General features: G+C 72.2%; 19 protein-coding genes. 12 read left to right on the top strand and 7 right to left on the bottom strand.

Features of this window, described 5'->3' with window-relative positions; translation table 11 throughout:
* Nucleotides 1-26 precede the first annotated feature (26 nt).
* Nucleotides 27-2,792 (top strand): DNA polymerase I, encoded by a 2,766-nt coding sequence (polA, locus tag ACIO3O_RS21160; RefSeq protein ID WP_401748016.1) that lies wholly within the window; start codon nucleotides 27-29, stop codon nucleotides 2,790-2,792.
* A gap of 36 nt (nucleotides 2,793-2,828) precedes the next feature.
* Here polA and ACIO3O_RS21155 read toward each other — a convergent pair whose 3' ends face one another.
* The gene (locus tag ACIO3O_RS21155; RefSeq protein WP_401748013.1) at nucleotides 2,829-3,683 is read right to left on the bottom strand and encodes a DUF4184 family protein; all 855 of its coding nucleotides are present in this window, start codon (nucleotides 3,681-3,683) and stop codon (nucleotides 2,829-2,831) included.
* A 211-nt stretch (nucleotides 3,684-3,894) separates the two neighbouring features.
* Between ACIO3O_RS21155 and ACIO3O_RS21150 the strand changes: the two genes are divergently transcribed.
* The 3 genes from ACIO3O_RS21150 (at nucleotide 3,895) to ACIO3O_RS21140 (ending at nucleotide 7,025) form a co-directional block, all read left to right on the top strand.
* On the top strand, nucleotides 3,895-5,712 hold the full coding sequence (locus ACIO3O_RS21150; protein WP_401748011.1) for a lytic murein transglycosylase: 1,818 nt from the start codon (nucleotides 3,895-3,897) through the stop codon (nucleotides 5,710-5,712).
* A 164-nt stretch (nucleotides 5,713-5,876) separates the two neighbouring features.
* Nucleotides 5,877-6,014 (top strand): SPW_0924 family protein, encoded by a 138-nt coding sequence (locus ACIO3O_RS21145; protein WP_401748010.1) that lies wholly within the window; start codon nucleotides 5,877-5,879, stop codon nucleotides 6,012-6,014.
* 15 nt (nucleotides 6,015-6,029) lie between these two features.
* A complete protein-coding gene (locus tag ACIO3O_RS21140; protein WP_401748007.1) occupies nucleotides 6,030-7,025 on the top strand; it encodes a DUF3068 domain-containing protein in 996 nt (331 codons plus the stop codon).
* A 138-nt stretch (nucleotides 7,026-7,163) separates the two neighbouring features.
* On the opposite strand, the gene hrpB is transcribed toward ACIO3O_RS21140, so the two are convergent.
* Complete coding sequence (gene hrpB / locus ACIO3O_RS21135) at nucleotides 7,164-9,677, bottom strand: ATP-dependent helicase HrpB (protein ID WP_401748004.1); 2,514 nt, start codon at nucleotides 9,675-9,677, stop codon at nucleotides 7,164-7,166.
* 49 nt (nucleotides 9,678-9,726) lie between these two features.
* Entirely contained in the window at nucleotides 9,727-10,590 is an 864-nt protein-coding gene (locus ACIO3O_RS21130; RefSeq protein ID WP_401748002.1) for a class I SAM-dependent methyltransferase, read from the bottom strand.
* A gap of 396 nt (nucleotides 10,591-10,986) precedes the next feature.
* On the opposite strand from ACIO3O_RS21130, the gene rpsA reads away from it, so the two are divergent.
* From rpsA to coaE, 4 genes are all read left to right on the top strand, one after another.
* Nucleotides 10,987-12,498: a 30S ribosomal protein S1 gene (rpsA, locus tag ACIO3O_RS21125; RefSeq protein WP_389248160.1), complete on the top strand. Its 1,512-nt coding sequence runs from the start codon at nucleotides 10,987-10,989 to the stop codon at nucleotides 12,496-12,498.
* 251 nt (nucleotides 12,499-12,749) lie between these two features.
* Nucleotides 12,750-14,348 (top strand): flavin monoamine oxidase family protein, encoded by a 1,599-nt coding sequence (locus tag ACIO3O_RS21120; RefSeq protein WP_401748000.1) that lies wholly within the window; start codon nucleotides 12,750-12,752, stop codon nucleotides 14,346-14,348.
* A gap of 139 nt (nucleotides 14,349-14,487) precedes the next feature.
* Nucleotides 14,488-15,426 carry a PAC2 family protein gene (locus ACIO3O_RS21115; RefSeq protein ID WP_401747998.1) on the top strand — a complete coding sequence of 313 codons (939 nt, stop codon included), beginning with the start codon at nucleotides 14,488-14,490 and terminating at the stop codon, nucleotides 15,424-15,426.
* Nucleotides 15,427-15,457: 31 nt separating this feature from the next.
* A complete protein-coding gene (gene coaE / locus ACIO3O_RS21110) occupies nucleotides 15,458-16,063 on the top strand; it encodes a dephospho-CoA kinase (protein WP_401747996.1) in 606 nt (201 codons plus the stop codon).
* Nucleotides 16,064-16,183: 120 nt separating this feature from the next.
* Here the strand turns inward: coaE and ACIO3O_RS21105 are convergent, their stop codons facing one another.
* From ACIO3O_RS21105 to ACIO3O_RS21090, 4 genes are read right to left on the bottom strand one after another with little or no spacing between them, the layout of a single operon-like run.
* Entirely contained in the window at nucleotides 16,184-16,999 is an 816-nt protein-coding gene (locus tag ACIO3O_RS21105) for an ABC transporter ATP-binding protein (protein WP_401747995.1), read from the bottom strand.
* Nucleotides 16,986-18,041, bottom strand: coding sequence for an ABC transporter substrate-binding protein (locus tag ACIO3O_RS21100; protein WP_401747993.1), 1,056 nt, complete (start codon nucleotides 18,039-18,041; stop codon nucleotides 16,986-16,988). The genes ACIO3O_RS21105 and ACIO3O_RS21100 overlap by 14 nt, the downstream gene beginning before the upstream one ends.
* 38 nt (nucleotides 18,042-18,079) lie before the next feature.
* Complete coding sequence (locus ACIO3O_RS21095; RefSeq protein ID WP_401747990.1) at nucleotides 18,080-18,940, bottom strand: ABC transporter permease; 861 nt, start codon at nucleotides 18,938-18,940, stop codon at nucleotides 18,080-18,082.
* On the bottom strand, nucleotides 18,937-20,193 hold the full coding sequence (locus ACIO3O_RS21090; RefSeq protein WP_401747988.1) for an LLM class flavin-dependent oxidoreductase: 1,257 nt from the start codon (nucleotides 20,191-20,193) through the stop codon (nucleotides 18,937-18,939). Before ACIO3O_RS21090 ends, ACIO3O_RS21095 begins: the two co-directional genes overlap by 4 nt.
* 434 nt (nucleotides 20,194-20,627) lie before the next feature.
* Here ACIO3O_RS21090 and ACIO3O_RS21085 point away from each other — a divergent pair, with 434 nt between their 5' ends.
* The 4 genes from ACIO3O_RS21085 (at nucleotide 20,628) to ACIO3O_RS21070 (ending at nucleotide 24,721) form a co-directional block, all read left to right on the top strand.
* Complete coding sequence (locus ACIO3O_RS21085; RefSeq protein ID WP_401747986.1) at nucleotides 20,628-21,629, top strand: acyltransferase domain-containing protein; 1,002 nt, start codon at nucleotides 20,628-20,630, stop codon at nucleotides 21,627-21,629.
* 105 nt (nucleotides 21,630-21,734) lie between these two features.
* Complete coding sequence (locus ACIO3O_RS21080) at nucleotides 21,735-22,736, top strand: helix-turn-helix domain-containing protein (RefSeq protein ID WP_401747985.1); 1,002 nt, start codon at nucleotides 21,735-21,737, stop codon at nucleotides 22,734-22,736.
* 35 nt (nucleotides 22,737-22,771) lie between these two features.
* Nucleotides 22,772-24,160 carry an alpha/beta fold hydrolase gene (locus ACIO3O_RS21075; RefSeq protein ID WP_401747983.1) on the top strand — a complete coding sequence of 463 codons (1,389 nt, stop codon included), beginning with the start codon at nucleotides 22,772-22,774 and terminating at the stop codon, nucleotides 24,158-24,160.
* 111 nt (nucleotides 24,161-24,271) lie between these two features.
* Complete coding sequence (locus tag ACIO3O_RS21070) at nucleotides 24,272-24,721, top strand: hypothetical protein (RefSeq protein ID WP_401747981.1); 450 nt, start codon at nucleotides 24,272-24,274, stop codon at nucleotides 24,719-24,721.
* Nucleotides 24,722-24,884 lie beyond the last annotated feature (163 nt).

Genomic DNA, 24,884 nt, shown 5'->3' with positions numbered 1-24,884 from the left:
GGGGCGGGAGCGGCACGCGGACCGGAATGTCAGTGGCGCCGCCTAGGATCGGGGGCGTGGCAAAAACAGCAGCGAAGACCGCAGACAAAACCCCTGAGACCGCCGGGGTCCGTCCCCGCCTGCTCCTCATGGACGGGCACTCCCTGGCCTACCGTGCGTTCTTCGCGCTGCCCGCGGAGAATTTCACGACCGCGACCGGCCAGCCGACGAACGCCATCTACGGCTTCGCGTCGATGCTGGCGAACACCCTGCGTGACGAGGCGCCCACGCACCTCGCGGTGGCGTTCGACGTCTCCCGCAAGACCTGGCGCTCCGAGGAGTTCCCGGAGTACAAGGCGAACCGTTCCAAGACCCCCGACGAGTTCAAGGGGCAGGTCGAGCTGATCGGCGAGCTCCTGGACGCGATGCACGTGGACCGCTTCGCGATCGACGGTTTCGAGGCCGACGACGTGATCGCCACGCTCGCCACCCAGGCCGAGGCCGCCGGGTTCGACGTGCTGATCGTCACCGGCGACCGGGACTCCTTCCAGCTGATCACCGAGCACGTCACGGTGCTGTACCCGACCAAGGGCGTCTCCGAGCTGACCCGGTTCACCCCGGAGAAGGTCGAGGAGAAGTACGGGCTGACCCCGCAGCAGTACCCGGACTTCGCGGCGCTGCGCGGCGACCCGTCCGACAACCTCCCCGGCATCCCGGGTGTCGGGGAGAAGACCGCCGCGAAGTGGATCAACCAGTTCGGTTCGTTCGCGGACCTGGTGGAGCGCGCCGAGGAGGTCAAGGGCAAGGCGGGGCAGAACTTCCGCGACCACCTGGACGCCGTGAAGCTCAACCGCAAGCTCACCGAGATGGTGCGCGACGTGGAGCTGCCCAAGACGCCGGCCGACCTGGAGCGCGCCCCGTACGACCGGGACGCCGTGGCCGGTGTCCTGGACGTCCTGGAGATCCGCAACCCGTCGCTGCGCGAGCGCCTGTACGCGGTGGACCCGGGGGCCGCCGAGGAGGAGGCCGCCGCCCCGGCCGCCGGTCTTGAGCTGGACGGTTCGGTGCTGGGCACCGGCGAGGTCGCCCCGTGGCTGGACGCGCACGGCGCGCAGCCGCTGGGCGTGGCCACGGTGGACACCTGGGCGCTGGGCACGGGCTCGGTCACCGAGATCGCGCTGGCCGCGGCCGACGGTGCCGCCGCCTGGTTCGACCCGGCGCAGCTGGACGAGGCGGACGAGAAGGCCGTCGCCGCCTGGTTCGCCGACGTACGGCGCCCGAAGGTCCTGCACAACGCCAAGGGTGCGCTGCGGGTCCTGCCGGAGCACGGCTGGTCCCTCGAGGGCGTCACCATGGACACCGCGCTCGCCGCCTACCTGGTCAAGCCGGGCCGCCGGTCCTTTGCGCTGGACGCCCTGTCGGTGGAGTACCTGGGCCGCGAACTGGCTCCGGCCGCCGCTGCCGAGGGGCAGCTCGCGTTCGGTTCCGAGGAGGACGAGCGGGCCGAGGCGGACGCCCTCATGGGGCAGGCCCGCACCATCCTCGACCTGGGTGACGCCTTCTCCCAGAGGCTGAAGGAGGTCGGCGCGGCCGAGCTGCTGCACGACGTGGAGCTGCCCACCTCGATCCTGCTGGCCCGCCTGGAGCGGCACGGCATCGCCGCCGACCGCGCCCACCTGACCGCCATGGAGCAGCAGTTCGCGGGTGCGGTGCAGCAGGCGGTGACCGAGGCGCACGACGCGGCGGGCCGCGAGTTCAACCTGGGTTCGCCCAAGCAGTTGCAGGAGATCCTCTTCGGCGAGCTGGCGCTGCCCAAGACGAAGAAGACCAAGACCGGTTACACCACGGACGCGGACGCCCTGGCGTGGCTGGCGGCGCAGACCGAGCACGAGCTGCCGGTGATCATGCTGCGCCACCGTGAGCAGGCCAAGCTGCGGGTCACCGTCGAGGGCCTGATCAAGACGATCGCCGCCGACGACCGCATCCACACCACCTTCAACCAGACGGTGGCCGCGACCGGACGCCTGTCCTCCACCGAGCCCAACCTGCAGAACATCCCGGTCCGCACGGACGAGGGCCGCGCGATCCGCCGCGGCTTCGTCGTCGGCGAGGGCTACGAGTGCCTGATGACGGCCGACTACAGCCAGATCGAACTGCGCGTGATGGCGCACCTGTCGGAGGACGAGGGCCTCATCGAGGCGTTCAAGTCGGGCGAGGACCTGCACACCACGGTCGCCTCCCAGGTGTTCGCCGTGGAGCGCTCGGCGGTCGACGCGGAGATGCGCCGCAAGATCAAGGCCATGTCGTACGGCCTGGCCTACGGTCTGTCCGCGTTCGGCCTCTCGCAGCAGCTGAACATCGACGCGGGCGAGGCGCGCGGCCTGATGAACACCTTCTTCGAGCGGTTCGGCGGGGTGCAGGACTACCTGCAGCGCGCCGTCGAGGAGGCCAGGGCGACGGGGTACACGGAGACGATGCTGGGCCGTCGCCGCTACCTCCCGGACCTCAACAGCGACAACCGGCAGCGCCGCGAGATGGCCGAGCGGATGGCGCTCAACGCCCCCATCCAGGGCACCGCCGCCGACATCGTCAAGGTCGCCATGCTGAACGTCGACGCGGCGCTGGAGAAGGCCGGGTGCTCCTCCCGGATGCTGCTCCAGGTGCACGACGAAATCGTGCTGGAGATCGCCAAGGGCGAGAAGAAGAAGGTCGAGGAGATCGTCCGCCGCGAGATGGCGGGCGCCGTCGAACTGCGGGCCCCGCTCGACGTGTCGGTGGGCTTCGGCGACACCTGGGAGTCCGCGGCGCACTGACGCGGTGCGGGCTCCGGGGCCCGGCCCCGTGCGCGATCAGTGCGATCGGGTACGGGACCGGGCCTTGGCCGTGTGCGGCTCCCCGGCGTCCGGTGCGGCCGCCGACCGCCACCGGCCCGCCACCACCACGTACAGCACGAGCCCCACCAGCAGTCCCGCGCCCGCGCCGAAGCAGATCGTGGGGATGTAGTCGAACGGCCGCAGCGGCACGGTCTGTTGGGCCTGCCAGCGCAGGCACCGCAGTGCCGCGCCGAGCACCGCGCAGCCGCCGAGCAGTGCCAGTGCGACGCCCCGCTGATGCCGCTCCCACCGGGGTACGCCGTCGGGCGGGGCCCCCGCCTGCCGCCGCAGCGCCGTCACCAGGAACCAGCAGAGCCCGGCCGCCGCCAGCGCCGAGGACCCGTACTGCGCATAGGTGTAGAGAGGGAATCCGGCGTACACGTTCCCGAGCACCGGGAACAGCTCCATGCCGAGCCGTCCGGGATGGGTGAACAGGTCCCACCCCACATGGGTCACCGACCCGACCACCGCCGACAGTACGAACGCCGCCACCAGCGACGGCGATACGGCGTCCCAGCGCGCCCCGCGCACCAGGGCGTGCACGCGCCCCTGCCACCGTCGCGGCAGCAGTGCCACCAGCGGTTCCCGCGAGCGCACCCACAACAGCACCAGCAGCGCCGTGCACAGCACGTCCGCCGTGACGATGCCCGGGGCCGAGTGCGTGAAGGAGCCGAAGGACATGCCGTACGGCAGGAGGGACGCCAGGAAGTACGTCAGGTCCGGTGCGAAGGAGCCCGCGACGAGCGCCGACGGCAGGAAGGGGCCGCGTCCGGTGCCGTCGCGGCGGACGCCCGGCAGGACAGCCGCGGCATGGCTGAGCGTGAACGGCATGGGGTCCCCCCTCGGGCACAGCGTGTTCACATCTGATCGATGACGTTCAGTATGCGGGACTGCGGTGACGGGACTTTCTGGGGATACGAAAGTGTCGAAGAGGTGAAAACCGTTCAGATGCCTGTGTTCCGGGGCCAAGAGTTGTCGTAGTGTCACGTGGGTCGTCGCGCTGGGGAGCGCGTACCGCCGCCGATGGGGAGGGACCAGTCGTATGGCTGCACAGTTCGGTCGTCGCTTGCGCAAAGGAGCGACCACGACAGCGGTGGCGGCGATAGCCGTGGCCGCCCTGTCCGCGTCACAGGCTCCCGGGGCCGCCGGGACGACCTACGACGGACAGACGGCCGGCGCGAAGCCGGGACCGGAGTCGGCGGCCACCGGCAACTCCCCGTACTACACGGACCTTCCGCCGCTCGTCACCCCCGGCGCCCCCGAGACCGGCATCGCTCTGCCGGGCACGGGCAACGGGGCGGTCGCCCCGGACGGCACCGTCGAGGCCGGTCTGCCCGCGACCGTCCTGGACGCGTACAAGAAGGCGCAGGCGGCCATCGAGGCCGCCGACCCGTCCTGCCGGATGCCCTGGCAACTCCTCGCCGCCATCGGCAAGGTGGAGTCCGGGCAGGCGCGCGGCGGCCAGGTCAACGCCCAGGGCGACACCCTCAAGCCGATCCTCGGCCCGGTCCTCAACGGCATCGGCTTCGCCAACATCAAGGACACCGACAAGGGTACCTACGACGGCGACAGCACGTACGACCGCGCGGTCGGCCCGATGCAGTTCATCCCCTCCACCTGGGCCCGCAACGGCAAGGACGGCAACGGGGACGGCAAGAAGGACCCGAACAACATCTACGACGCGGCACTCGCCGCCGGGCACTACCTGTGCGCGGGCTCCCGGGACATGACGAACCCGAAGGACCGCGAGAGGGCGATCCTCAGCTACAACCAGTCGCGCGAGTACCTGCGGACGGTCCTGTCCTGGTACGACTTCTACAACCGCGGCACCCACACCGTCCCCGACGGCACCGGCGTCCAGCCCTCCACCCCGCAGCCCGACAGCCACACCCGGACGCCCACCGGCAACGGCACCGCCCCGCCCGCGCCGCCGACCCCGGGCGCCACCAAGCCCGGCACCAAGCCGGGACCGACCACCCCGCCGACCGCGCCGAACGGCGCCGCGGGTCTCAAGGCCGTCGGCGTCACCAAGCTGACCGCGGTGGCGGGCGACGACTTCGCGGACCGGCCCGGTGTGCAGGTGCTCGACAAGGCCGGCAAGCCCGTCGCGGGCGCCAAGGTCGAGTTCCTGATCGTGGGCGCCACCGAGGCCCGCTTCCCGGGCAACGCGCTGCGCACCACCGTCACCACCGACAAGAACGGCCTGGCGACCGCGCCGGTGCTCGCCGCGGGCGGCAGGGCGGGCGCGTTCGTCGTCCGCGCGGCGACGCCGGGCGCACCGGCCGCAGAGTTCTGGGCGACCGTCACGGCCAAGGAGGCCCCCGCGCCGAAGGCCGACGCGCTCACCCGCACGTCCGCCGCCGCGCTCAAGGCCGAGGCGGGCGAGGCGTTCGCCGGGGCCGTCGAGGTCAAGGCCACCGCCGACGGCAAGGCGCTCAAGGGCGCCAAGGTGTCCGCCGTGATCGTCGGTACGAAGGGCCCGTACTTCAAGGCCGCCGACGGCACCGCGGTGCGCACCGTGGGCGGGCTCGTCACGGCCGCGGACGGCACGGTGGCGCTGCCGAAGCTGTACGCGGGGACGACGGCCGGGTCGTACGTGCTGCGCATCGTCGCCGACGGGGTGGCGCTGAATGTGCCGGTGACGGTCACGGCCGCGCCCACGACCCCGCCGACCACGCCGCCGACCACTCCTCCGACGACGCCTCCCACGACGCCGCCGACCACGCCTCCGACGACTCCGCCCACGACGGAGCCCACCAAGGAGCCGACGAAGACGCCGACGACGCCTGCGACGAAGTCGCCGGGGACCGGCGCGAGCCCGTCCGCGTCGACCTCCGCGTCGTCGTCGCCGAAGCCGTAGCCCGGGAAGGGCGGGGGGAGAGGCCGGGAAGTTCCGGCCCCTCCCCCCTTCTTCTGTTTTCCGTGCCGCTTCGGTGTTCGGTGTTCCCCTCTCGTGCTGCCGTTGCTACGGTGCCCCCTCCCTGACGGAACGTCAGAAACCTTCTACCGGGAGGGAGTCGGGACATGCGTGCCCTCATCGCCGCAGCCGTGGGACTGGCCGCCGCGTTCGCCCTGGTCCTCACGATCACGGCGATCGGCGCCCCGTCCGGCGAGACCTCGCCGAAGCCGCTGCTGACCACCGTCCCGGCACCCACGAAGTAACGGGGGCGGCAGACGATGCGACGCAAAGCCGGACTGGTCCTGCTCGCCCTCGCGGTGTTCTTCACCGCCCTCGCACCGCTGATGCGGTGGTACGCGTTCCCGCGCCTGGCCAAGATCCCGCCCAGCCAGTACCAGGACATGGTCCTGGAGGCGAAGCCCGCGACCCTCCTCGACTACGCCACCATGAAGCCGAAGAAAGTCGACAAACTCACCGTCGTGCAGACCCTGAAGGGCAACGTCGAGGAGTCGGAGCGGATCGAGAAGACCGCCGGGCGGGACGTCGTGGTCTGGGACGCCCTCTCCTTCATCGCGGGACCCGACGGGAAGATGGTCTCCACCATCCCCGAGCGCTACATCTTCGACGCGCACACCCAGGACCCCGTGCACGCCACCGGGGAGATGGTCGACGGGGACCCGGTGCAGCGGCGCGGCATCGAGTTCAAGTGGCCGTTCCTGACGGAGCAGCGCGACTACGAGTACTTCGACGCACGCGCCCGCGTCACCGCACCGATCCACTACAAGGGGACACAGGAGTTCCGGGGGCTGGAGGTCTACTACTTCGAGCAGACCATCCCGTGGACCAAGGTGCCCTACCCGAAGAAGATGCCGCTGCCGGGGATCGACTCCACCAAGCTGGAGAAGCAGACCGGGACGAGCATGTGGTACACGACGAAGCGGATGTTCTGGATCGACCCGGTGACCGGGGCGCCGGTGAACGGTGAGGAGATCCACCAGGAGGAGATGCGGGGCGGCAGCCTGCTCCAGGGACAGGAGAAGGTGACGGCGTTCGCCGGGCACGTGAAGATGCGGGCGGACTACGTCGACTCGACCCTCGCCCTCGTCAAGTCCAACCGGACGCTGGTCCTGCTGCTGACGTCCTACCTCCCCTGGGGCTTCCTGGCCCTCGGCCTCGCGCTCCTGGCCCTGTCGCTCTGGCTGGAAGCCCGCAGTCGTCGGCCGGCGCCTTCCCCGGTCGCGGCCGAGCCGCCGGTGTCGGCGCCACTGGGTTAGTACGGGGCCGGCACCCCGCTGAGGTCGTACGGAGCACCGGTGCCGGTGCTCCGTACGAGCGCCGGTGCTGGTGTCGCTTTGTGGCGCCGGCACCGGTCCCGGTGCTTCCGCCGGGAGCCCCGGGCAGAAGCACCCCGGCTATTGGGGTGCCCGTGCCTTCGTGTAGCGGGTGGCCACCGCCGCGCCCGGATCCTCCGGCCACGGGTGCTTCGGGTAGCGGCCCCGCAGCTCCGCCCGCACGCCCCGGTACCCCTCCCGCCAGAACGACGCCAGGTCCGCCGTCACCGCGACCGGCCGCCCCGCCGGTGACAGCAGATGCACCAGCACCGGAACCCCGGGAAAGCCCTGGGCGACCCCCACCCTCGGTGTCTGCGACAACCCGAACATCTCCTGGAGCTTCACCGCCAGCACCGGCTGCTCGCCGGAGTAGTCCACCCGGATCCGCGACCCGCTCGGCACCTCGATCCGCTCCGGCGCCAGTTCGTCCAGCCGGGTCGCCTCCCCGGTCGCCCACGGCAGCAGCCGGTTCAGCGCCTGCCCCGCCTCGATCCGGCCCAGGTCCGCCCGCCGCCGCGCCCGCGACAGCTCCGGCTCCAGCCACTGACCGGCGCACTCCACCAGCGCCCCGTCCGCCACGTCCGGCCACGGCGCCCCCAGTTCCCGGTGCAGGAACGCCAGCCGCTCCCGCAGCCCCTGGGCGTCCCGCGTCCACCGCAGCAGCCCGAGCCCCTCCTTCCGCAACCCCTCCACCAGCGCCGAGCGCACCTGCTCCCGGGGCACCTCCTGCAACGGCCGTACGGTCAGCTCCACCGCCCCCAGCGCCTCCACCTGCCGGGCCACCACGTCGCCGCCCTCCCAGCGGACCTCCTCCCGCACCCCGTACAGGTGCTCCGCCGCCACCCGCGCGGTGTCCTCGTCGAGCACCGCCGCCAGCCGTACCCGGGCCGACGCCGCGTGCGCCGGACGGTCCGCGACCGCCACCGCCAGCCACGGCGCACTGCGCAGCCGCGACCCCTCGCCCACCTCGGCACCGGTGCCGGAGGCCATCAGGAACGCCCCCGCGCCCCGCGCCCGCGCCACCCGCTCCGGGAACGCCAGCGCCGCCACCAGACCCGCAGCGGCGTCGTCCGCCGGCGCCGGCGAACCGTCCCCGCCCACCCCCGACGCCAGCCGCCGCGTCTCCTGCTTCCAGCGCGCCCCGTACGCGTCGTTGCCGCGCCGGGCCGCCCGCCACGCCTCCGCCAGGTCGTCCCCGTACTCCCGGGGCGGCTCCTCGCTCAGCAGCGCCACCAGCTCCGCCGCCCGCCGCGCCCCGATCTCCCGGGCCCCGTCCAGCAGGGCACGGCCCAGGCGCGGATGCAGGCCGAGCCGCGACAGCCGCACACCCCGGTCCGTGGCCCGCCCCGCCTCGTCCACCGCGCCGACCGCCGTCAGGACCTCCCGGGCCGCCGCCATCGCGCCCGCCGGGGGAGCGTCCAGGAGGGCGAGGCCCGAGGCGTCGGGGTCGCCCCAGCAGGCCGCCTGGAGGGCGAATGCCGCCAGGTCGGCCACCTTGATCTCCGGGTTCGGGAAGGCGGGCAGCCGGCCCTGCTCGGCCTCGTCCCAGCACCGGTACACCGTGCCCGGCGCCTCGCGCCCGGCCCGCCCCGCGCGCTGCCGTGCCGCCGCACGGGACGCCCGTACGGTCGTCAGCGCGCTCAGTCCCCGGGCGTGGTCGGTACGGGGCTCACGCGCCAGCCCGCCGTCCACGACGACGCGCACCCCCGGCACGGTCAGGCTCGACTCCGCCACCGACGTCGCCAGCACCACCCGGCGCCCGGCGGAGGAACCCGCCAGCACGGCGTCCTGCACGGCGGCGGGGGCCCGCCCGTGCACCTGGAGCACCTCCGCTCCGACACCGCTCAACTGGCCCGCCACACGGGCGATTTCGCCCACCCCCGGCAGGAAGCACAGCACGTCGCCCTCGCGTTCGGCGAGAGCCCTCCGTACCACCGACGCCACGTGTGACAACAGCGCCGGATCAACACGCATCCCGTGCGGCGGACGCACCGGGCGCACGGGCGGCGCCCACACCGTCTCGACGGGGTGTGACACCCCCTGCGCCTCCACCACCGGTGCGTCGCCCAGCAGCTGCGACCAGCCCGCCGCGTCCGTCGTCGCGGACGCGGCCACCAGCCGCAGCTCCGGCCGCAGGGCCGCCCGTACGTCCAGGAGGAAGGCGGCGACGGTGTCGGCGTCGAGGTGCCGCTCGTGGCACTCGTCCAGCACGACGACGTCGACGCCGGTCAGCTCCTGGTCGCGCTGGAGCCGCTGCAGCAGCACACCGGTCGTGACGACCTCCACGACGGTGTCCGCGGACACCGTGCGCTCGCCGCGCACCGTGACACCGACCCGCTGCCCCACACGCTCGCCCAGCAGCCACGCCATCCGCCGCGCCGCGGCCCTGGCGGCGATCCTGCGCGGCTCCGCGACGACGACCCTGCGCACAGGGCCGCCGCCCACCAGGCTCGCCAGCACCAGCGGCACCAAGGTCGTCTTGCCGGTGCCGGGCGGCGCGCACAGCACCGCCGTACCGTGCGCGTCGAGCGCCTCCACGAGGGCGGGCACCGCGGTGCGTACGGGCAACTGGTCGAGGGCTTCGCTACGGATCACCCCCACAGTGTCGTACGGGCCCGGGGCGCCGCCCCGTGCGTGCCCCGCCTCAGTCCCGCTCGCACACGAAGATCGCCGAGCCCGGGATGAGGTTCCCGCGCAGCGGGGACCAGCCGCCCCACTCCGAGCTGTTCCACGCGGGCCACTCCGGCTCCACGAGGTCCACCAGCCGGAAGCCCCCGGCGACGACGTCACGGACGCGGTCCCCGAGCGTCCGGTGGTGCTCGACGTACACCGCACGCCCCTGCTCGTCCTGCTCCACATAGGGGGTGCGGTCGAAGTACGAGGCGGAGACCGACAGCCCCTCGGGGCCCGGCTCGTCCGGGAAGGCCCAGCGGATCGGGTGCGTCACCGAGAACACCCAGCGCCCGCCCGGCCGCAGCACCCGGTGCACCTCGCGGAACACCTTCACCGGGTCCGCGACGAAGGGCACCGCCCCGTACGCCGAGCACGCCAGGTCGAAGGAGCCGTCCCGGAACGGCAGTACCCCGGCGTCGGCCTGCACCAGCGCCACCCCGTCCTCGCCGCCGCCGATCCGCAGCGCGTGCTGGAGCTGCCGGTGCGAGAGGTCGACGGCGACCGGGCGCGCGCCCTGCTTCACCAGCCAGCGCGAGCACTGTGCGGCGCCCGCGCCGATCTCCAGCACGTCGAGCCCCTTGAGGTCCTCCGGGGGGCCCAGCAGCTCCGCCTCCACCTCGTCGAGGCCCTCGGGGCCCCACACGAAGCGGTCGTCGCCCAGGAACGTTCCGTGGTCGATCTGGTACTCGTCGGCGTTGCGGTCCCACCAGCCCCGGCTGGCCCGGCTGCTCTCCGCCTCCCCGGCATCACGGCGGGTGGCCTCGGGCTCCGTGTCGTCCTGGAGCTCCAGGGCGTCGAGGGAGGCCGCGTCGGAGGAGTTTTCGTCGTGGATCATTGCGCCCGTCTGAATAGTCTGAGTAGGCTCCGCCGGAACCCCTCCCGGGTACGGCCCGAAGGGTCGGCCGGGACGAGATCGAGGGGGAGCGGGAAGCCCATTGTGGCCTCGCCGAACCCGAGTTGTGCCGGGTATGGGGCGTTCCGCCCCGGGTGTGTGCCTTCGCGCATTGACCCTGCCCGGCAGCCCCCGTATGCTACAAGTTGCGCTGCGAGCCTGCGCGCCTCAGACCTAGCAGGCCGCGCTCGTATCTGTATGTATGTCTCCTCGGTTTTCGAGGCGCCATCCGGTTGTTTTCCGGCTCGGTGCTTCTTCGGCTGTCCGGCTTCTGCAGAGCGACAGGCTCACGGCGTAGCAGTACCTACGATTTCTGTCCGTACCGGAGCCCTTTCCCACATGACGAGCAGCACCGAGACCACCTCTACCACCCCGCAGGTAGCGGTCAACGACATCGGTAACGAGGAAGCCTTCCTCGCCGCGATCGACGAGACGATCAAGTACTTCAACGACGGCGACATCGTCGACGGCGTCATCGTGAAGGTCGACCGGGACGAGGTCCTGCTCGACATCGGTTACAAGACCGAAGGCGTCATCCCGTCCCGCGAGCTTTCCATCAAGCACGACGTCGACCCCAACGAGGTCGTCGCCGTGGGCGATGAGATCGAGGCCCTGGTTCTCCAGAAGGAGGACAAGGAAGGCCGTCTCATCCTGTCCAAGAAGCGTGCGCAGTACGAGCGCGCCTGGGGCACGATCGAGAAGATCAAGGAAGAGGACGGGATCGTCACCGGCACCGTCATCGAGGTCGTCAAGGGTGGTCTCATCCTCGACATCGGCCTCCGTGGCTTCCTGCCGGCCTCCCTCGTCGAGATGCGTCGTGTCCGCGACCTCCAGCCCTACGTGGGCAAGGAGCTCGAGGCCAAGATCATCGAGCTGGACAAGAACCGCAACAACGTGGTCCTGTCCCGCCGTGCCTGGCTCGAGCAGACCCAGTCCGAGGTGCGCCAGACGTTCCTCACGACCCTCCAGAAGGGTCAGGTCCGCTCCGGCGTCGTTTCCTCGATCGTCAACTTCGGTGCCTTCGTGGACCTGGGTGGCGTCGACGGTCTCGTGCACGTCTCCGAGCTCTCCTGGAAGCACATCGACCACCCGTCCGAGGTTGTCGAGGTCGGCCAGGAAGTCACCGTCGAGGTCCTCGACGTCGACATGGACCGCGAGCGTGTCTCCCTGTCGCTGAAGGCGACGCAGGAAGACCCGTGGCAGCAGTTCGCCCGTACGCACCAGATCGGCCAGGTCGTCCCCGGCAAGGTCACGAAGCTGGTTCCGTTCGGTGCGTTCGTCCGCGTCGACGAGGGCATCGAGGGTCTGGTCCACATCTCCGAGCTGGCCGAGCGCCACGTGGAGATCCCGGAGCAGGTCGTCCAGGTCAACGACGAGATCTTCGTCAAGGTCATCGACATCGACCTTGAGCGTCGCCGGATCTCGCTGTCGCTGAAGCAGGCCAACGAGTCCTTCGGTGCCGACCCGGCCTCGGTCGAGTTCGACCCGACGCTGTACGGCATGGCTGCCTCGTACGACGACCAGGGCAACTACATCTACCCCGAGGGCTTCGACCCCGAGACCAACGACTGGCTCGAGGGCTTCGAGACCCAGCGTGAGGCGTGGGAGGGCCAGTACGCCGAGGCGCAGCAGCGCTTCGAGCAGCACCAGGCCCAGGTCATCAAGTCCCGCGAGGCCGACGAGGCCGCTGCCGCCGAGGGTGCTGCCGCTCCGGCCGCCGCCGGTGGCAACGCCGGCGCCGGTATCTCGGGCGGTTCCTACTCCTCGGAGTCGGACGACAACTCCGGCGCCCTGGCGTCGGACGAGGCCCTGGCCGCGCTCCGCGAGAAGCTGGCGGGCGGCCAGAGCTGAATGCTCTGACCCTCACCGGTCGCGAGGCCGCCTGACCGTCATCCTGTGACGGCCGGGAGCCGAACTGGCTGAACGACAAGGCCCGTTCCCCTTCGGGGGAGCGGGCCTTGTCGTGTGCCCGGGCCCGGGAGCGTTTCCCCCCGCGTAACGCATGGAAACGTGTGGGATACAGCTAAGTCGTACGGACCGAAACAATCCATTGCCAGGATGCCGGGGTCTTCAAGATCACGGAGTGAGAGGGGCCTGGCGCGATGGCAGAGGCAGGGGTACGGGGAGGAAGCCGCCGGAGCTTCCTGAAGCAGGTCGGCGCGGCCGGCGGCGCGGGCGCCATGTTCGCCACGATGGGCGCGCTGGGGCTCGCCCCCACGGCTGCCGCCGACGCCCGCGAGCCCGCCTTCCGGGCGCCCCGCAGCGGGGACTTCACGCTGAAGGGCAGGGGCGCGGCGAAGGTCGTCGTCGGCGGCGGCATCGCCGGGCTGGCCTCGGCGTACGAACTGGGCAAGGCGGGCTACGACTGTACGGTCCTGGAGGCCCGGGACCGCAGCGGCGGACGCAACTTCACGGTGCGCGGAGGGGACGTCACCGTGGACGTCGACGGGGTGCGCCAGCACGCGCGCTTCAGCGAGGGCCAGTACATGAACGCCGGCCCCGGACGCATCCCGCAGTGGATGGTCACGATGGACTACTGCCGCGAACTCGGCGTCCCTCTTGAGGTGTTCACCAACACCAACGCCAACGCCTACCTCTACAACGAGAAGGCCGGAATGAAGGCCCCGGTGCGCTACCGCACCGCCAAGGCCGACGTCTACGGGTACGTCTCCGAACTGCTCGCCAAGGCCACCGACAAGGGCGCCCTCGACAAGGAGATCACCCGCGCCGACCAGGAGCGCCTGATGGAGTTCCTGAAGGACTACGGCGACCTCGGCGAGCGCATGACGTACAGCGGCAGCGAGCGCAGGGGATTCACGGTCGACCCGGCGGAGGCGGGTGTGCCGGGGGTGCGGCTGGGCGGGGTGCCGTCCGCGTCGGAGGTGTTCGCGAGCGGCGTCGGACGCTACTTCTCCTTCGAGTTCGGCTACGACCAGGCGATGCTGATGTTTCAGCCCGTCGGCGGCATGGACCGCATCCCCAGGGCGCTCGCGCGGGCCGTCGGGGTGCACCGGATACGCACCGGGGCCGTCGTCACGAAGATCACCGACCGTGCCGACGGCGTGAGCGTCACATACACGCACGGCGGGCGCACCGAGCGTATCGAGGCGGACTACTGCATCGCCGCCCTGCCGCCCAACATCCTCGCCAAGACCGCCCACAACCTGGGCGGGGCGGTGCAGAGCGCACTGGAGGCCTGCAGGACGTTCTCCGCGGGCAAGATCGGTCTGGAGTACAAGAGCCGCTGGTGGGAGTCCGACCACCGGATCTACGGCGGCATCACCGAGACCGACCTCGACCTGTCGCACATCTGGTACCCGTCCTACGGGCACCACGGCAGGCGCGGGCTGATCGTCGGCTACTACAACTATGGTGCGCAGGCGGACGCGTACGCGAAGCTGTCGCCGCAGGCGCGGATGGAACGGGCCGTCGCCCAGGGCGTCAAGATCCACGGCGAGAAGTACCGCACCGAGCTGGCGGCGCACCTCTCGCACCACTGGCGGCAGACACCGCACCTGGAGACCGCCTGGCACTCCCTGGCGGGAGGCCCGGACGCCCCGGTGTTCGCGCCCCTGAACAAGGCGGCGGGACGCGTGTACTTCGCGGGCGACTACCTCAGCCACACCGACGCCTGGCAGCACGGGGCGTTCACCTCGGCGCGCAAGGCGGTGGGGGCGCTGCACGCGCGCGTGCTGGCCTGAGCCGTCCCGGTTTGCGTGATCTTGGTGCGGTTCCCGTTCGTCGGCTTGTCCACTCGTATGAGGGAAGGGGGCGTGGGAGGGAATGCCCACGCCCTGCGGCACGTTCTTCCCTGTGAAACGCGAGGAGGTAGCGGGAATCGTGCTTGATCCGCAGGGTTTGTACGCATGGGAGCCGAAGGGGCTGGCCGTCGTCGACATGGCGCTGGCCCAGGAGTCGGCCGGACTTGTCATGCTCTACCACTTCGACGGCTACATCGACGCGGGGGAGACCGGCGACCAGATCGTCGAGAAGCTGCTGGACACACTGCCGCACCAGGTCGTGGCGCGCTTCGACCACGACCGGCTGGTGGACTACCGGGCACGCCGCCCCCTGCTGACGTTCAAGCGTGACCAGTGGTCGGACTACGAGACGCCCTCGCTCGAAGTGCACCTGGTGCAGGACGCCACGGGCGCCCCGTTCCTGCTGCTCTCCGGGCCCGAGCCGGACGTCGAGTGGGAGCGGTTCTCGGCGGCGGTGCGCCAGATCGTGGAGCGCCTGGGGGTGCGCCTCGCGGTGAACTTCCACGGCATCCCGATGGGCGTCCCGCACACCCGCCCGGTGGGTCTGACCCCGCACGGCAACCGCACCGACCTGGTGCCGGGGCACCGCAGCCCGTTCGACGAGGCGCAGGTGCCGGGATCGGCGGAGTCGCTGATCGAGTTCCGGCTGACGGAGGCGGGCCACGACGTCCTCGGCGTCGCCGCACACGTGCCGCACTACGTGGCGCGCTCCGCCTACCCGGACTCGGCGCTGACCGTCCTGGAGGCGATCACCGCGGCCACCGGCCTGGTGCTGCCCTCGGTGGCGCACGCGCTGCGCACGGAGGCGCGGCGCACCCAGGACGAGATCGACCGCCAGGTCGGCGAGGGCGACGAGGAACTGGTCGCGCTGGTCCAGGGACTTGAGCACCAGTACGACGCGGTGGCGGGCGCGGAGACGCGCGGCAGTCTCGTCGCGGAGGCCAAGGATCTGCCGTCGGCGGACGAGATCGGGCTGGAATTCGAGAAGTTCCTCGCCGAGCGGGAGGGCGACCTGTAGGTCGTGGAACGGGCGCTCTAGGCTGCCGGTCATGCTGAAAGTGGGCCTGACCGGCGGTATCGGCGCCGGCAAGAGTGAAGTGTCGCGGCTGCTCGCGTCGTACGGCGCGGTCGTCGTCGACGCCGACAAGATCGCGCGTGAGGTCGTCGAGCCCGGGAGTCCCGGGCTCGACGCCGTGGTGGCGGCGTTCGGCAAGGACGTCCTGACGGCGGACGGTGCGCTGGACCGGCCCGCGCTAGGGGCGATCGTCTTCGCCGACCCGGAGAAGCTGAAGGTCCTGAACGCCATCGTGCACCCGCTGGTCGGCGCGCGCTCCGCCGAGCTGGAGCAGGCCGCGGCCTCCGACGCGGTCGTCGTCCACGACGTACCGCTGCTGACGGAGAACGCACTGGCGCCGCTGTACGACCTGGTGGTGGTCGTGGACGCGTCCCCCGAGACACAGCTGGACCGGCTGGTGCGGCTGCGCGGGACGACCGAGGCCGATGCGCGGGGGCGGATGGCGGCGCAGGCCACGCGCGAGCAGCGGCTCGCCGTCGCCGACCTGGTGATCGACAACGACGGGCCGCTGGAGGCGCTGGAGCCCCAGGTCCGCAAGGTCTGGCAGGAGCTCAGGGAGCGTGCGGGGCTGGGGAGTTAGTCCCCGCTGTTTCTCGTACGGGACGGGGTGCCGCCAGGTTGTTTCTCGTACGGGACGGGTGCCGCCTGGCTGATTCTCGTACGGTGCCGGGTGCCGCTTGTGGAGTGCGGCGCCCCGCATTCACGCGTCCAGTGTCGCCGCCTCGCGCATGGTGGCCGTCAACTCGCCCCGCAGCCGGGCGAATTCCGGTGTGGCGCGCAGGGCCGCCGGGTCCGTGTCCGGGGTGCGGGGCAGGTCCACGGCGAGTTCGGAAACGATACGGCCGGGGCTGCCCGGCGGCGCCGCCATCACCAGTACCCGCGTGCCGAGCAGCACCGCCTCCTCCGCCGAGTGCGTCACGAACAGCACCGTGGTGCCGGACGCCGCCGCGAGGGTGCGCACTTCCTCCTGGAGGCGCTCGCGGGTGAGCGCGTCGAGCGCCGCGAACGGCTCGTCCATCAGGAGCAGCCGCGGCTCGCCCGCCAGCGCGCGGGCGATCGCCACACGCTGCTGCTGGCCGCCCGACAGCTCCCAGGTGCGCCGCCCCGCCTTGCCCGCGAGACCGACCCGCTCCAGCAACTGCGCCGTCCGGGCGGCACGCTGCTCGCGCGGGACGCCGTGCCGGGCGAGCGCGAAGGCGATGTTGCCGCCGACCGTGCGCCAGGGGAACAGGCGCGGCTGCTGGAAGACGATGCCGGTGCCGCCGCCGGGGACGGGAGCGGAACCCCGTACCAGAGCAGTGCCCTCCGAGGTCCGCTCGAAGCCCGCCACGACCCGCAGCAGGGTCGTCTTGCCGCAGCCGGAGGGGCCCACCAGGACGGTGAACTCGCCCTCCGCCAGGGCCAGCGAGACACCTTCGACGGCGGTCGTCAGGGAGCGCGCGTTGCGCCCGTACCGGACGGTGACGTCCTCCAGCACCACGGGTGGGTGCACGGTCGCGGTCTCAGCCTGCGGCACGGTTCAACTCCTCGACGGCGAGCGCCTTCTGGAAGTCGGCGAGCGGCGGTACCGCGTCCACGGCCTTCTGCCCCTTCAGGAAGGTGGCGGCGTCCCGGAGGTTGGCGGCCAGCTTGCCGGGTGCGCCGGGGCGGCCCAGGTAGTCGGCGCCCGTCTGCTCCTTCGCCGTGAGCAGTACCAACTGCTTCAGCTGCCGCTGTGCGTCGGCGGGCGAGACGTTGAGCTCCTTGCCGATCGACGCTGCGGCCTTCGCCGGGTCGGACTTGGCCTGCTGCACGGCCTGGTCCTGCGCCTTGAGCCAGGCGGTGACGATCTTCGGGTTCTCGTTCGCGAAGGCGTCGGTGACGATGCCGAGGTCGGCGGTCGGCTTGCCCGCGTCGGCCACCTTGCGGCTGGTGGTGAGGACCGTGCCGTCCTTGGTGAGTTCGTCGAGGGTCGGGGTCCACACGTACGCGGCGTCGATGTCCCCGCGCTTCCACGCGGCGAGCGCGTCCTGCGGCTGGAGGTCGAGCACCTGGACCTTGTCCGCGGGGACGCCCGCCGCCTTCAGGGCGGCCAGCAGCGAGTAGTGCGAGGTCGAGCCGAAGGGGGTGGCGACCTTCTTGCCCACGAGGTCCTTGACGGTGCTGATGCCCTTCTTCGCGACGAGCGCCTCGTTGTCGCCGATCAGGTCGTGGATCCAGAGCACCTTGTACGGGATGTTCAGCGGCGCGGAGAGGCCCTTGGTGACGGGGCTGGAGCCCGCGAGCCCCAGGTCCACCGAACCGGCGATCACCGCGGTGTTCACGTCGCCGCCGGAGTCGAACTTGACCCACTTCACCGAGACGTCCGGCAGGGCCTTCTCCAGCAGGCGCTGGTTCTTCACGACCAGGTCGGCGTTGGGTATCGCCTGGTAGGCGATGCGCACGACGGTCTTGCCCGCCGCGTCCGTGCTGCCCGCGCTCTCGGCGCCGCCGAAGCCGCAGGCGGTCGCGGTGACGGCGGTGAGCGCGGCAGCGGCCGCCAGGAGGGCGGTGCGGCGGCCGGGGAGGTGCTGGGACATGACGGGGCTCCGGTGGGTGTGGGTGGGCTGGGTGGTGGTCACTTGCGGCCTCGCCAGGGCACCAGGGCGCGTTCGAGGCCCTTGAGGAGGGCGTCGAGGAGGATGCCGGACAGGCCGATGGCGATGATGCCGACGATGACGACGGCGGTCTGGTTGTAGCGCTGGGCGTCGCGGATCATGCCGCCGATGCCGGGGACGCCGTTGATGGTCTCCGCCGCGACCACGGAGGTGTACGCGACGCCGACGGCGATGCGCACCCCGGTGAGGATCTCGGGGAGCGCCGAGGGCAGCCGTACCGACAGCAGCAGCGACAGCGGTCCTGCGCCCAGGGCGCGGGCCGCCTCTATGAGGTGCTCGGGAACCGTCCGTACGGCGGCCGCGGTGGCCGCCGCGATCGGTGGCAGGGCGGCGATGATCAGCAGCCACACCTTCGGGGACTCGTCGATGCCGAACCAGATGACGAGCAGCGAGAGGTACGCGAGCGGCGGCAGCGTCCGCAGGAACGTCACGGCGGGTTCCAGGACGACGGCGATCGGGCGGACCGCGCCGATGAGCAGCCCGAGCGGCACCCCGGCGAGGACCGCGTAGGCGGTGCCGATGCCGATGCGGCGCAGGCTCACCCCCAGATGCTCGATCAGGAGGTGGCCGCTCTGCCCGCGCACCCCGTCGTGGACGGTCGAGGACTGCACGAACTGGTGCCACACCTCACCGGGCGAGGGCACCAGGACACGCGGCCAGATCTCCGCCGCGACCACCAGCTGCCAGGCGCCCAGCAGGACGGCCAGGGCGACCAGGCGCAGGGCGGCCCAGCGCAGGGCGGCGAAGCGGGGGGTGGTGCGAGGGGCCGCGGGCACGGGTGGGGTGACGGCGGGCTTCTCGGGGGCGGCGGTGAGGGTCATGCGCCTGCCGCCTCTATGTGGTGTGCGTTTTCTGCCGGGCGTACGTTTTCGCCTGCGGCCTCTTTGCGGTGCGCGGGAGCGTCCGCCGCGTCCACGAGTGCGCGCAGCCGGGGTGCGACCTCCTCGCCGACCCGGTACGCCTCCTCCAGGTGCGGGTAGCCGGAGAGGACGAACTCGTCGACGCCGAGCGCCCGGTACTCGTACAGGCGCTGCGCCACCTCCTCGTGCGAGCCGACCAGGGCGGTGCCCGCCCCTTCCCGTACGAGACCGATGCCCGCCCAGAGGTTGGGGGCGATCTCCAGCTTCGCGGCGTCGGCGCTGCCGCCGTGCAGGGCAGCCATCCGGGCCTGTCCCACGGAGTCCATCGCCGCGAACCGGGCCTGGCTCTGGCGCACCGCCTCCGGGTCGAGGCGGGACAGGATGCGGTCGGCCTCCGCCCACGCCTCCGCCGCGGTGTCCCGGGCGATGACGTGCAGCCGCAGCCCGAACCGCAGCGACGCGCTCTCCCCGCGCACCGCCTCCGTCTTCGCCCGCAGCCGTGCGATGCGCTCGCCGATCGCCGCCGGCGGCTCGCCCCACAGCAGTTGTACGTCGGCGTGCCCGGCGGCGACGTCCTCCGCCGCCGGGGAGGCACCGCCGAAGTACAGGGGCACGGGGTGCTGCACGGCGGGGTCGACCAGGCGGGCGCCCTCCAGCCGGAAGTGGGCGCCCTCGTGGTCGGCGTCCCTGCCCGCCAGGAGGGCGCGCAGGGCGGCCATCAGCTCGGCGGTGCGGGCGTACCGCTCGTCGTGCGCCAGGTGGTCCCCGTACGCCCGCTGCTCGACCGGGTCGCCGCCGGTGACGACGTTCAGCCGCAGCCTGCCGCCCGCGAACCTGCGGAACGCGTCCGCCTGCTGGGCCAGCAGTGTGGGGCTGGCGAAACCGGCCCGGAAGGCGACCAGGAAGCCGATGTCGGTGGTGTGCTGGGCGAGGGCGGCGGTGAGTATCCACGGGTCCACGCAGCCCAGGCCCACGGGCGTCAACAGCGAGTGGAAACCGGCCTGTTCCGCGGCCCGTGCCACCTGTGAGAGGTATCCGATGTCGGCGGGGCGCCGGGTCGCGGCATCCGTGCGCCCCTGCACGGCGGTGACGCCGCCGGGGTCGCGGCCGTCGCCGCCGGTGGGCAGGAACCAGTGCAGCAGGGGCTGTCGCGGAGCGCCGGAAAGAGCGCCGGGTGTGGTGCCGGGCGCGGCTGCGGGCACGGTGCTGGGCATGGGGAGACCTCTGGAGGCAGGCAGGGGACGGCGCCGTGGCGCACAGGTGCGACAGGGAGCCGTACGGAAGGGAAGCAAGGGGGACGGCAGGGGCGTGACGGAACGGCGCCTTCAGGGGAAGGCGTTCACGCGGTGTGCGGGGCCGTCACTGCGGAGCGGGGCGTCCGCCCGTGCGGGAGAGTGGCTGAACGGGTGTCAGCAGCCGTGGTGACGGCAGGAGATGGCCCGACAGAGCATGGTCGAGACACGCAGCAGATCCACGTGACGACGCGATACGAGAACAGGGGCCATGCCCGCATCTTCGCCGCCGGGGGCGCCGCGTCACAACCGAGGTCCGCATGGTGGATGAGGTCGTCTCGAAATGTGGATGTGATGGTCGGGGGGTGCGGGCCATGATGGGTGTTCCAGTGGGGGCGAGAAGGGGAGGGGCGGCCGTGAAGGACGTACGGGAAGTGCTGCGGGGCGACGCGGAACTGGCGGCGTGGCTGGACGAGTTGGAGGCGCTGGAGGGGCCCGGTTTCGGGGCCGGGCTGCCGGAGGGGGAGGAACTGCCCGAGGTGCTCCTGGACCTGGCGGTGCCGCACGAGGACGTCAACCCGCTGGTCGCCCTGCGGCGCACGACGGCCGAGGACCCGGGATGGCGATGGCTCCTGGAGCGCTGCGTCCACGGCCTGGTGCGCGACATGGGCGTGCCGGGAGGCGGCGTGACGCTCCCGCTGCTTCCGGCGCTCCCGGAGCCGTACGGGGCGGCGGGTCGGTACTTCGCGGTGAACGTCTTCGTCGCGATGCTCCCGCACGCACGCGCCCACCACCGCGCGCTGGGTATCAGTGACGAGGACTCCCGGCGCACGCTGGCCGACCTCGGGCGCAACATGGCGGTGCACCGCAGGCGCCACGGCGAGGGCGGGCTGTCCGTGCCGGACTGGATTCGGCTGCACTTCCGCGGCGAGATCTTCCAGCTGGGACGGCTGCAGTTCCAGCGGACCGAAGTGCTGGGGCGGGCCGGAGCCTGTCTGGAGGAGGCCGGGCGGCCCGGCCGGACCGGTGACCCCTGCCTGAGCATCCACGTACCGGACTTCTCCGGTCCGCTCTCGCCGCGCGCCTGCGCGGCGTCACTGGCGCGGGCCCGCGCCTTCTTCCCCCGCCACTTCCCCGGCGAGCGGTACGAGATCGCCGTCTGCGAGTCCTGGCTGCTCGACCCGCAGTTGCGCGACCGGCTGCCCGAGGGGTCGCGCATCCTGCGCTTCCAGGACCTGTTCGAGCGGATCGTGCCGAGGGAGGAGGTGTACGACACGGGGACCGTCCGCTTCGTCTTCGGCGACCCCGACCTCCCGGTGCCCGGGCTGCCCCGGCGCACCTCGCTGGAGCGTGCGGTGGGGGACCACCTGCGCGCGGGCGGGCACTGGTACGGCGGCGTCGGAACCCTCACCCTCTGACGCCGAGCGGGTGTCCTCGCCCTCCGACGGGCGTCGTTGCCGCACGGTGCTGTTCGCTCCGACTCCGGCGGGAGAGCATGGACCCCTCGACAGGGAGGCGGGGGGATGGGCGGGACCTCTGGAGGGGGCCGGGTGCCCGCCCGGTGGAGCGAGATCGTGCGCGAACGCCGCGGCACCGGGCGGACGTTGTTCGCCGACGGCACCCTCACGGCGACCGACATCCACTGCTGCGAGGACCGCACGGGGTTCGTGGGACCCGGCCGCGAGGACATGTACGGCGTCGCGCTGACCCGGGCCGGGGGATACCTGCGCAGGGTGAACGGCGAGGAGTTCTTCGTCGACGTCACCGGCGGCTATCTGCTGCGGCCGGGCGACGAACACCACATCGCCCATCCCGCAGGATCGGGGGATCGTTCAACGATCCTCCAGGTGGATGTCCGGTACTTCGCCGACCGTTTCGACCGCCGCCCCCGCGCACCCCGTCTGCCGGGTGTTCGCGCCGTCGCCGTGGACGGTGCGACCGACCTGCGGCACCGGGCGTTCGTCGCGGCCGCCGGCAGGGGAGCCGATTCCTTCGAACTGACCGAGCGGGCCCACGCGTTGCTCGACGCGGTCGCGGGTGCGGCCGGGCAGTGGGCCGTGAGCGGCTCCTGCGGCCCGGCGACGGCCAGGGCGCACCGCAGGCTCGCCGCCGACGCCTGCGCGGCCCTGACGGCGCACCCGGAGCACCTACCCGCCCTCACCCTCGACGAGCTGGCCCGCACGGTGGGCGCGTCTCCGCACCACCTCAGCCGGGTCTTCCGCGCCGTCACCGGCAGCACCCTGACCGCCTACCGCAACCAGGTGCGCGTACGGGCCGTACTGCACGCCCTGACGGAGGGCGGACCGGGGCTGCGCGCGCTGGCCGCCGCGCACGGGTTCGCGGACCAGGCGCACCTGACCCGGGTGGTGCGCCAGTACACCGGGGCCGTGCCCAGTTCCGTACGGGAGGAACTGGCACCCGTACAGGCAGCCAGAACGACGTCCGCAAGGGCATCCGCACAGGCACGACGCGCGCTCATCGAGCACGAATCTTCAACGCGGACGCCGCGCGGCGGCCCAGGATGAGAGCGACCCCAACGACCTTCCGCCGGGAGTGACCCATGCCTGCTCTCACCCGTGTGTGCACAGCGACCGCGGCCGCGGTCTTCGCCCTGGTCTCCTGCGTCGGTTCGGCACCCCCGCAGAGTGCGCCCCCGGCCCCACCGGCACTGGAGAACGCGCACCCCTGCCCCGGCGTCGACAAGGCCACCTGCTCGGAACTGCTGGTGCCCCTGGACCGCACCCGGCGCAAGGGCGTCCTGAAGCTGCGGGTCGCCGCCTCGGACAACGTGGGCGCACCCCGGGGAGTGCTGCTCTTCCTCACCGGAGGGCCGGGGCAGCCGGGCGTGGAGTACCTCAAGAAGGTGCGCGAGGGACTGCCCCGGGCCGTCGCCGACTACCGCCTCGTCATGATCGACCAGCGGGGCACGGGAGGCACCGCCCTCGACTGCCCGCAGCTCCAGCAGGAGGTCGGCGGCAGCGACACCGTGCCGCCCACGCGAGCGGCCGTGCGCGCGTGCGCCCAGCGGCTGGGGGAGACGCGCAACCACTTCACCACCGCCGACACCGTCGCCGACCTCGACGACCTGCGCCGGGCGCTGGGCGTCAAGCGGTGGAGCCTGGACGGGGTCTCGTACGGGACGTTCACCGCGGGCCAGTACGCGCTGACGCACCCCCAGAACGTCAACCGGCTCGTCCTGGACTCCGTGGTCCCCCTGGACGCGGCCGACGGCCTCTACACGGCGTCGCTGCGGCACGCGGCAAAGGTACTGCGCAGCGCCTGCCGGGAACAGTCCTGCGGCTACGACCCGGCGGCCGACCTGGCGAAGGTCATCCGCAGGGACGGCAACGGCGTCGGCGTCTTCAACCTGCTCGTCACCGCCAGCATCATCGACGCCCCGCTGAAGAACCCGCGCTACGGCATCCTGGGCGCACTCCACACGTCGGCGGCGGGAGACACCGGGAAACTCGACGCACTGGTGAAGGGGTTCGCCGAACCGGACGGATCCTCCCCGAAGGAGTTCAGCTCCGGACTGCACGCCGCGACCCTGTGTGCCGACACACCCTTCCCGTGGGGGAACGCGGCGACGCCGGAACGGAAGCGGGCCGCCGCCCTCGACCGTGCGGTGCGGGGGCTCAAGGAGCGCGAGGTCTGGCCGTTCGAGGCGCGCACCGCCGCCGGGCAGGGCATCGCGCAGACCTGCCTGCACTGGCCCGTGTCCCGCGCGCTGAACGCGGCGGACGACTACCGGGTGCTCAAGGCTCCGGTCCTGCTCCTCCAGGGCGACCGCGACCTCTCCACCCCGCTGCCGTGGGCCAAGGAGGTCGCGTCCCGCCTGCCGCAGGCCGAACTGGTCGTCCTCAAGGGGGCGGGCCACTCGACGCAGCTGCGGGTGCACGAGGGGGCGGAGTCGGGAGCGAAGGCCGCGGAGAGTTTCCTCTTGAGGTGACGTGCTGCCCCCGGTGCGTGCGGCGGGCCTATGTTGGGCCTGAGTCACACGAAGAAGCGACGACGCACAGCACTTCGGGCAACACATCAAGCAGCACGTCAAGGGGGCGCGGTGGAACCGGAACTGGTGGCATTGGCGACAGCGGGGGCGACCACCCTGGTGCAGCAGATGGCCACGGACGGTTGGGCGCAGGTGCGCGGCCGGATCGGCCGATTCCTCTCGCGGGGCAACGGGGCGGCGGAGGAAGAGGCGATCCGGGGCGAACTGGAGACCACCAGGAGCGAACTCACCGCGGCACTGGCCGAAGGTGACGAGCAGCTGGCGGCCGACCTGGAGGGCGCCTGGCGGCTGCGCATGCGCCAGACCCTCGCGGCGGACCCCAGGGCGGCGGACGTGCTGCGGGAGATCCTGGCGGAACCGAGGCCGGTGGAGGAGGTCCGAGGGGTGCGGATCGGGTCGGTCCACAACGACAACTCCGGCACGGTCGAGAGCCATGCGATCTTCCAGGCCGGACACATCGGGTCGGTGACGACCGAGGCGCCGGGGCGAGGGCGCGGCTGAGGCCGACGGGGGAGGGGCGGGGCGGCGGGCCGAGCCGCGAGAGGCGGCGACGGCCGGGCCCGCCTGTTTGCCCCGCTCGCTCGCGAGGGGGGATGGTCCAGCAGCCCCGCGTGCTCGCGAGGGGGATGGCCCGGCCGCCCCGCCTGCTCCTTCACCGCCCCGT

The organism is Streptomyces sp. NPDC087440 (assembly GCF_044744005.1).
Lineage (GTDB): Bacteria > Actinomycetota > Actinomycetes > Streptomycetales > Streptomycetaceae > Streptomyces.
This window is presented reverse-complemented; position numbering and strand designations above follow the sequence as displayed.